A 9,099-nucleotide genomic window follows, 5' to 3' on the forward strand; every position below is an offset into this window, starting at 1 on the left:
GTACATGCAGGAAGCGGTTCCGGCCGGCAAAGGCGCCATGGCGGCCCTGATCGGGGCTGACATTGAAATTGTCCGCCAGACGATTGCCATGGTGAACGAAGAGCTCGCGGGCCTGCCCGCCGAACCCGAAGGGGTGAGGCGGGTGGTCAACCTGGCCAATTGGAACAGCGCCACCCAGATCGTCATCTCCGGTGAAAAGAATGCGGTTGAGGAGGCGGCGCGGCGCCTGGCGGTAAAAACCGTTTTTCTCCCGGTTTCGGCCCCTTTCCATTCGGAACTGATGCTTCCGGCCGAGGAGAAACTGGCTCTTGACCTGGACAGTGTGAAATTTTCTGATTTGCGCTTCCCGGTCATCAACAATTGGCAGGCGGCCGCGGTCGTTCGGGCCGATGAAGCCCGGGCCGGATTGAAAAAGCAGGTCTCGCGTCCGGTCTTATGGCAGGCGTCCATGGAAGCGATGCTCAACGAATCGGGCCTGGATCATTTCGTCGAGATCGGCACGGGCAAGGTGCTGGCCGGGTTGATGAAACGGGCCGCCAGGGACCGGCAGCGGGACGTGCAAATCGTAACCATTGAAAATATGGCCGACTTGAAAAAAAACGGTTGAAAACCCCGTCAGCGGCCTGGGCAGACGCTGAGGAGCATAAATTGCCCTAAAAACAGCCTAAAAAATCCAAATCAAAAAAATCTTTAATTATAGCCATTCTTAAGAAAAAAAAACTCGTTAATCAAGTCAGTTTTAGCTGTTCGGGGTGTCAGCGTTTCCATAGCGCCGATAAATCTATAAAAAAAACAAAAATAAACTTGACATTCGATTTTCAATATGTTAAAAATTTAGCAGTATGAAAATTACATACCATTGGAGAGCGAAATGTCTTTAATCAGTTTGACCAAATCCAAATCCATAGTCGGACTTGATATAGGTTCATTCGCCCTGAAGCTGGTTGAGTTAAAATCAAAGAAAAAAGGGAGCGAAACTCGTTACGAACTTGTTTCCATCGGCTACGAACCGGTCCCCTATCAGTCCATCGTCGAGGGCAGCATCATGGATTCGATGGCGGTGGCCGAAGCCATTCAGCATATTTTCTACGACAGCAAGGCCAAAAGCAGTCGCATCGCCTTCAATGTCTCCGGAAGTTCGGTCATTGTCAAGCGTATCGAGGTGCAGAGGCTGAATCCCGATGAAATGCACGAGCACATCCTTTGGGAAGCCCGGCCGCATATCCCTTTCACTCCCGATGAGGTCAACATTGACTATGAGATCATCGAATCCACCGACCTTCCACCCGACCGGGTGGCGGTCATCCTGGCCGCGGTTAGAAAGGAAAAATTGAACGATTACCTGAATGTCATCACCAGCGCCAGCAAGAACGCCGACATCGTCGACCTCGACTCGTTTGCCGCCTTGAACAGCGTCCTGCTCAATTACGAGCTCTACCGCGACAAGGTGCTGGCCATCATCAACATCGGTTCCTCCATCACCAATGTGATCATTTCCAAGGCCGGCCATCCCGCTTTCGTCAGGGATATCGCTTTTGGCGGCAACCAGTTCACCGACCTGCTGCAAAAGGAACTCAACCTCAAGTATGAGAAAGCCGAATCGGTCAAGAAGGGCCGGACCGTAGAAGGCATTTCCAGCGCCGCGGTCAAACCGATCATCAACATCGTGTTGAATGATCTGCGCAACGAGATCAAAAAAACGTTTGAGTTTTACCGTTCCAACACCACCGAGGGCCGGATCGACAACATCATGCTCAGCGGCGGCAGCGCTAACCTGGAAGCGATCACCGATTTTTTCTCCCAGGAATTCGATATCCCGGTCGAAGTGGTGAATCCCTTCAACAATATCGACATAAACTACAAGAAATTCGATCTAAATTTCATCAAGGACATGGCCCCGGTGTACACCATCGCCGTCGGCCTGGCCCTGAGGGCCCTGGGGGATTCTAAATGATCAAAATCAATTTACTGAGGCCTGAAAAGAAAGAGGTGGCTGCGGGCGGGACCACCGTCAGCGTGATTGATGAATCCAGGGAAAGCAAATTAAACATGCCCGCCCTGATTGGCGCCATTGCCATCACGGTCGGCACCATTGGCCTGCTCTACGTCCTGCAAACCAGCAGCCTCAGTTCTGAAAAAAAACTCCTGCAGGAGCGCACGCTCAGAAAGGCGGAGCTCGAAAAGGTCCTGCAGAAGCTGGCCGAACTTGAGTCCACCAAGCTGGAATTGGACCGCAAGATCAAAATCATCAACGATCTCAAGTTCAAACAGAAAGACGCGGTTTTCATGATGGACAAGCTTTCCCGCTGCCTGCCCGACTGGGTCTGGCTGACCGATCTGACGTTTAAGGGCGGGGCTCTGGCGCTCAGCGGCAAGGCGCTCTCCAACAACCTGATCGCCGACCTGATCAACAACTTGCAGACTTCCAACTCATTCATCAACGTCAAGCTGAGGTCGTCGACGCGAAGCAAAGAAACCGGCATCGATATTTTCATCTTCAAGGTGGAATGCGTTTTCGTCCGCCAGCCCGAAGCCAATAAGGTGGTTTAAGATGGATATTCAAAATTTGCCTTGGTACGGACAGTTACTGGTCTTCCTGGTCGTGGGCGTCGTCCTGTTCGGTATTTTTTATTTTATCATCTATTCGCCCACTCAGGAGGAGATCGCCACGATCGTCGCCCAGAGTGAAAAGCTTCAGGAAGAGATTCGCAAGGCTGAAAAAAATGAAAGCAAGCTGAAAAAGCTCGAAGATGAGAAGGCGAACAACGAAGCGATCCTGGAGGAGCTCAAGGGCATCCTCCCCGAAAAGCAGGAAGTGAGCCAGATCCTGCGCAAGATCCAAGCCATTGCCTCCAACGCGCGCCTGAAGACATCGTCGTTTACCTTCAGCAACGAAAGCAAGCGCGACCTCTATCTGGAATGGCCGATCGCCATCAGCCTGGAGGGCAACTACCACAACCTGGGCTTGTTTTTCGACCAGGTCGCGCGCTTGAAAAAAATATTCACCATCGACGGCCTTCGCATCTCCCCGCTCAACAGCCTGAGCTACGACTACACCATTAGAGCCAATTTTATAGCCACGACCTACATCTACAATGAAAGCGCCGCGCGCAAACCCGCCGCCAAGAAGGCCCCGGTACGCGCCGCCGTCAAGCCCGACTCCGGAGCCCAAGGAGAAATTTAAATGAAACCCTTGTTCATCATCATTTTTTTGTTTTCATTTTTCCTGGCCGGCCAGGAGGTCCCCGTCCCGAAAGATCAGACGACCGATGAAACGGTGGAAAACGCCATCATGCCCGGGGAGTTCAGCTACAACCCGGAAGGTCGCCGGGATCCGTTCTGGAACCTGCTGCAGGGAAAAAGCGTCAAGGAAAATCGCGAAGCCATTGAGGGCATCGCCGGGTTGATGATCGATGAACTGGAACTCGAGGGAATCGTCTCCGCCAATGGCGTTTTCCGGGCGCTCTTGAAGGGTCCCGATACCAGGCCGTACATGGTCGGAATAGGGGACAAAGTCTATGACGGCGAGGTGATCGCCATGGACAGAAATTCCGTCAGTTTCAAAAAAAGCCTGACCGTAGCCCTGGGTGGGCAGAAGGATAGAATTATAATTAAAACCTTAAATCCTGAAGAGGAGGAAACGAAAGAAAATGAAAAAAGCGACAGCGAAAAGTAATTTTCTGTTGATAACTTTTGTTTTACTTTCCAGCTTTTTACTCAATGCCCGGGTGACGATCAGCAAAATAGAATATTTCCCTGGTGAGGATTTTGTCCAATTGCACATGCAAACCGACAAAATACTGCCGATCCCCGACATCTTCTATCCACAAAAAGACAACTTGAACCGCCTGATCATGCGCATCAAGGACGTCGATTTCAAGGTGGATGAGCGTTTTCTCACCTTTGACTCCCCGGTGATTCAGGATTTGAACATCAAGAGCAACGGCGATTTTTCCGATGTCGAGATCAGGCTGAAGGGCGAGGTCAATTACCGGGTTTTCACCAACCAGACCGGTTTGTACATCGAATTCCCCGTGATCAAGGAACTGGCCTCGCGTCCGGAAAAAACCGTCACCGCGCCCGCGGCCACGGAGAAAGTCGCGGCCAATCCTCTGCCGCCCCAGCCAAAGGCCAAGCCGGCCATGGCCGACCCCTCCAAGCCGGTACGGATCCAGGAAGTCAAACTGGCCGGCCGCGGACAGGACCGGGTTCGCTTCGATTTCGTCCTAACGGCCAAGACCGATTATCGCGTCATTCCGATTGAACAGCAGCCGGTGCGCCTGGCCATCGACCTGCAAAACGCCCAATCCAAGCAGATCAGTAAAACCGTCAATATCAGGAATGTCAAGGGCATTCGCGGCTGCAACAACTCCGCCGCCGTTTACCGCATCGTCTTTGACCTCGATTACCTGAAGCACTTTTCCGTGCAAACCAAGGACAACCTGCTGCAGGTGGAGTTCTTCGATGAACCGGCCGAAGACGCCCAGGTGCCGGCGCTGGTCCTGGAGCAGAAAACTTCCCCCGAGAGCCAGCCCGAATCGCCCGCATTGAAGGTGACCCCGGTCGCCGTCGACCTCAAGCCGCTGCCGTCGCAGACGCTGCCAGCATCGCTGGCCGCGGCTGAAAAGCCGGCCGTGCAGGCCCAGGAATTCTTCGGCCCGGAAAAATCCAAGGCCGACGTCGAGCCCATGACCAAGGAAGCCGTACCCAGCGCCCAGGAAGTGCCGCAGCTGGAAAGCAGCTTCGAGAAAAAGACCGTCGGCGGAGGCAAGGCGCAATACTCCGGCGATTCCTATGATTTTTCCTTTAAAAACGCCGACATCAGCAATCTGCTGAAATTCATCGCCAAGATATCGGGATTGAACATGGTGATCGATCCCGACGTTACAGGGCGCTTCACCTGCGAGCTGATCCAGGTCCCCTGGGACCAGGCGTTGGAGCTGATATTGAAAGTCAACGGCCTGGACATGATCCAGGAAGGCAACATCCTGCGCATCGGCAAGGTGGACAAGCTGGCCGCCGAGTCCAAGCTGCGCCAGTCCCTACGGGAAGCGCGTCTCGAGGAAGGCAACCTGGAAGTATCCACCCGCACCTTGAGCTATGCCAGGGCTTCCGAGCTGATGCCGATCCTCAAGAAGCAAATGAGCCCGCGCGGCGAACTGATCGTCGACGAGCGCACCAACACCCTGATCATTTCCGAGGTGCCGGACAAGATCAAGATCATCGATTCCCTGATCGATACCCTCGATGCCGCCAACCCGCAAGTCCAGATCGAAGCGCGCATCGTCGAGGCTTCGGCCAGCTCGCTCGATACCTTCGGCATCCAGTGGGGCTATAACGCCATCGCCAGCGCCGCCTACGGCAACCAAACCAATCTGGTTTTCCCAAACTCCATCAAAAGCAGCGGCGTGGTCGAAGGCAAAACGAACCCTAGCGGCTACGTCATCAATGTGCCGACGGCCGACAGCGTGTTTTCCCCGAAGATTTCGCTGGGCAACATCACCGGCACCTTCAATCTCGACCTGGCCCTGTCCGCCATTACCCGCAAGGGCAAGGGCCGGCTCATCTCGTCGCCGCGGGCCACCACCCAGAACAACATGCCGGCCGAGATCACCCAGGGTGAAAAAATCCCCATCCAGACCATCCAGAACAACACCGTCACCACCCAATACATCAACGCCGCCCTGGAGATGAAGGTGACCCCGCAGATCACCGCCCGCGGCTCGGTGATCATGCTTATCGACATCAAGAACGACGTGGCCAATTTTGACAAGCAGGTCCAGGGCATACCGACCATCGTCACCGAAACGGCGAAAACCACGGTCATGGTCAACGACGGCGGCACCATCGTCATCGGCGGCCTTTACAAGACCACCCAGTCAACCAGCAATGACGGCGTGCCCATTTTGAGCAAAATCCCCTTGCTGGGGGCGTTGTTCCGCAATAACCGCAAGTCGGGGTCGCAGCAAGAGCTGATCATTTTCATCACCCCGCGCATTATAAAATAAGAGGAGGGAAGCATGAAATTAAAAATCGTCGGCTTGATCATAGTGGCGCTGGTCATGGCCGCATGCAACGCCGTGGAAAACGACAGCACGTCGGGTTCCATGCTCGAGATCGTCTCCCTGACCGGCAAGGACCTCGAGGGCAAAGAGGGTTCGACCACGGTCTTTTCCGATGTGATATTCAACGGCAGCATCATCAACGACAACGGCAGCGCCGAAGTCAAGGCCGCTCCCCTCGATCCCTTCCTGCCGGATACCGAGATTACCTCGTACATGAGTGTCATGGTCGACCAGATCGACGTCGAGTTCAGGCGCACCGACGGCCGCAACATCGAGGGGGTCGACGTGCCTTACCACTTCACTCAGCCGGTCAGCATGCTGGTCTCATTAGCCGCTTCGGTAAAGATTCCTTTTGTCCTGATCCGCCATGTAGCCAAACTTGAAGCCCCGCTTTTAGCCCTGCGCGATCAAAGCCAGGAGTTCTTTCTGGAGCTGGTGGCGGTGGTGACCATCCATGGCAAGGATCTGGGCGGGCACCGGGTGGCGCCAGTCACGGGTTATATCACTGTCTGGTGCGGTAATTTCCCCGACGTCAAAAAAACGGGCACGGGCAGTACCGCGAAGTAGGAGACAACCAACATGAAAAAAACATTTTTATTCGCACTCATGGCCTGCCTGGTTCTGCTGACCCCGTCATGCCAGCGCACCAGCCTCGACGACCCGGGCTGGAACAGCCCAGCCGGCTTCCATATCCTGGTCGAGGGCTCGGTCACGCCGGCGCTGCTGCTCATCGACGGCCGGATCCATACCAGCGAGATCTATGTGAAAGTCACCGATTCCCAGGGCAATCCTCTTCCCAATGAAACGGTATTTTTCGAGCAGTTGTCCGACACAGCTTCGCATACGCAACTCAGCTGGGGCTATTTTCCGAACAACCAGTCGGTCTATCAAAAAGGCACCGATGCCAACGGCGAGATTAGGCTGACTTTTTATTGGCCGACACAATATTATTCCGAGGAAATGTGGATACACGCCTTGCTGGTTATCAACGGCCGCGCTTACAAGACTTCTGAGACAAATTACCTAGGCAATATTCCCCAGGATTTTATCTCCCTGACCATGTACCGGGCCGGCACAGCGGCGGGCGAAACAACGAAGTAGCCCGGGGTAAGGTTTTAAGCGCTGTTTCCGGAAACCTGCGCGAGCGGCTCGCCAGGTCGTTGGTTGCGTTCTCCCGGTTGATGTGTTATATAAGCTATGACCGGTTCGCAGTAAGAACGAGGTGAAATTGGCCACTTTTCAGAATGAAAGAGAGCAGTTGGCGCAGCTGGAAGAGCTGTTCCAGCAGAACAAATTCGCTGCCGGCTTGGCCCAGGTCGACGTGGTGCTCAAGCAGTTCCCCGCCTCCTTTCAATTGCGCTTCCTCAAGTGCCGGTTCCTGCGCGCGGTTAAAAACAACGCGGAAGCCCTGCACCTGCTTCATGAAATGCATGCCATGTTCGGCGATAACATCATGGTGCTCAAGGAACTGGCCGACCTGAATTTCGAAATGCAAAAGCATCCCGAGAGCATGGTGTATTACAAGAAGCTGCTCTTCCTGGATTCATTCAACCCTGTCGCCCTGGAACGGGTCAAGCAGATCCAGAGCCGGTTGGAGGCCAGCGTCTCCGAAAAGCTGGCCGATACGAAAGTCGAGGTGCGCGTCGATGACACCAAGCCCGCCGCCGCCGCGGCCGCATCCGCCGCGGACGCGCCGCCGGTGATCACGTTTGACGAACCGGCCGAACCTGTGTTGCCCATGGGTGAAAAACCGTCGGCTGAACCCAAGCCAGAGTTGAATTATGAGACGGAAAGTGCAGCCGAACTCTATTTCAAGCAGGGCCTTTACCGTGAATCGCTGGCCATTTACAAGAAACTTTTTGAAAAATCGGGCCAGGCCGAGTATTTTTTAAAGATCAAGGCTATTTTGCTGCTGCAGCGCCATGACAAAAACAGCCAGATCATAGAAAGATTGCAGTATTTCCTGGAGTTGATCAAAAAAAGGGGAAGCCAACTTGTTTGAAGCGATATTCAACGAGATTCACCAGCGGAATCCCGAAACCTACCTGATCGGGATCTGGGGGCGGGACGGTCTTGAATTGGAGAAAGCGACCTACCTGCCTTCCGGCATCGACATGGACCTGCTCGGCGCCGAACTGGCCGATGTGCTCTCCAAGCTGGATCACCTGGAAGTGAGCGGCGCCGACATTTGCATCGAGTACATTTCCGGGCAATTCAAGATTTTTGTCTATTCGCTGAACGCCGGCTACTTCCTGCTGCTCGTTTCAAACAAGAACCAGATCACGGGAAAATTGAAATTCTTTTTGAACTTGAAAAAAAACCAGATCTTGTCCCTGCTGTGATGGGGAGTTTGGATTCGCCATCTGACGGGAGCGTTGACCGATGAACAATTTCATGAAATTCAAAGTCATTCCTGATTTGCCGGAAAAGTTGAAACCGTTGCTGACCATCGCCAACAACCTGTGGTTGACCTGGAATCCCGAGGCCATCAAGCTGTTCATCACCCTCGACAGCGATCTGTGGGAAAAAAACCAGCATAACCCGATCCGCATGCTGGGGGAGATCAGCCAGGAAAAGCTGGATGAACTTGCCGGCGACGAAGGTTTTTTAAGCGAAGTGCAACGGGTCCATGAACAGCTGGAAGGCTACCTGCACCTGCCGCACAGCGTCAACCATATGCAGCAGGTCAGCATCGCCTACTTCTCCGCCGAATACGGTCTGAGCGACACGCTGCCCATTTATTCCGGGGGGCTCGGCATCCTTTCCGGCGATCACGTCAAGGCCGCCAGCGATTTGAACCTCAATTTCCGCGGCGTCGGCCTGCTTTACCAGCTGGGCTACTTTCAGCAGTACCTGAACATGGACGGCTGGCAGCAGGATTTTTACCAGATCAACGATTTTCACAATATGCAGGTCCAGGAAGTGAAACGTGCCGATGGCCAAGCCCAGGAAATCGTGCTTGATTTTCCCGGCCGCCAGGTTGCGGTCAAAGTCTGGCAGATTCAAGTAGGCAGAGTGAACATTTACTTGCTCG

The 9,099-nt window shown here is 54.0% G+C and carries 11 protein-coding genes; all 11 read left to right on the plus strand.

Going from position 1 to position 9,099, the window contains the following annotated elements:
• Window positions 1-607, plus strand: a 607-nt coding sequence (locus tag NTW95_02575; GenBank protein ID MCX6556305.1) for an ACP S-malonyltransferase, incomplete at its 5' end; no start/stop codon positions are given.
• 264 nt (window positions 608-871) lie between these two features.
• Window positions 872-1,954: a type IV pilus assembly protein PilM gene (gene pilM / locus NTW95_02580; protein MCX6556306.1), complete on the plus strand. Its 1,083-nt coding sequence runs from the start codon at window positions 872-874 to the stop codon at window positions 1,952-1,954.
• Window positions 1,951-2,550 carry a PilN domain-containing protein gene (locus NTW95_02585; protein ID MCX6556307.1) on the plus strand — a complete coding sequence of 200 codons (600 nt, stop codon included), beginning with the start codon at window positions 1,951-1,953 and terminating at the stop codon, window positions 2,548-2,550. Before pilM ends, NTW95_02585 begins: the two co-directional genes overlap by 4 nt.
• A gap of 1 nt (window position 2,551) precedes the next feature.
• Window positions 2,552-3,184 (plus strand): type 4a pilus biogenesis protein PilO, encoded by a 633-nt coding sequence (pilO, locus tag NTW95_02590; protein ID MCX6556308.1) that lies wholly within the window; start codon window positions 2,552-2,554, stop codon window positions 3,182-3,184.
• The gene (locus tag NTW95_02595; GenBank protein MCX6556309.1) at window positions 3,185-3,676 is read left to right on the plus strand and encodes a hypothetical protein; all 492 of its coding nucleotides are present in this window, start codon (window positions 3,185-3,187) and stop codon (window positions 3,674-3,676) included. It begins immediately after the preceding gene.
• Window positions 3,651-6,008 (plus strand): type IV pilus secretin PilQ, encoded by a 2,358-nt coding sequence (gene pilQ, locus NTW95_02600; GenBank protein ID MCX6556310.1) that lies wholly within the window; start codon window positions 3,651-3,653, stop codon window positions 6,006-6,008. The genes NTW95_02595 and pilQ overlap by 26 nt, the downstream gene beginning before the upstream one ends.
• A 12-nt stretch (window positions 6,009-6,020) precedes the next feature.
• Window positions 6,021-6,632, plus strand: coding sequence for a hypothetical protein (locus NTW95_02605; GenBank protein MCX6556311.1), 612 nt, complete (start codon window positions 6,021-6,023; stop codon window positions 6,630-6,632).
• Window positions 6,633-6,644: 12 nt separating this feature from the next.
• Window positions 6,645-7,166, plus strand: a complete 522-nt coding sequence (locus NTW95_02610; GenBank protein ID MCX6556312.1) for an Ig-like domain-containing protein — start codon at window positions 6,645-6,647, stop codon at window positions 7,164-7,166.
• 127 nt (window positions 7,167-7,293) lie between these two features.
• Complete coding sequence (locus tag NTW95_02615) at window positions 7,294-8,067, plus strand: hypothetical protein (GenBank protein MCX6556313.1); 774 nt, start codon at window positions 7,294-7,296, stop codon at window positions 8,065-8,067.
• Window positions 8,060-8,407, plus strand: coding sequence for a hypothetical protein (locus NTW95_02620; GenBank protein MCX6556314.1), 348 nt, complete (start codon window positions 8,060-8,062; stop codon window positions 8,405-8,407). The genes NTW95_02615 and NTW95_02620 overlap by 8 nt, the downstream gene beginning before the upstream one ends.
• A 52-nt stretch (window positions 8,408-8,459) precedes the next feature.
• Window positions 8,460-9,099, plus strand: a 640-nt coding sequence (locus tag NTW95_02625) for a DUF3417 domain-containing protein (protein ID MCX6556315.1), incomplete at its 3' end; no start/stop codon positions are given.

This window comes from Candidatus Aminicenantes bacterium (assembly GCA_026393795.1).
Taxonomy (GTDB): domain Bacteria; phylum Acidobacteriota; class Aminicenantia; order UBA2199; family UBA2199; genus UBA2199.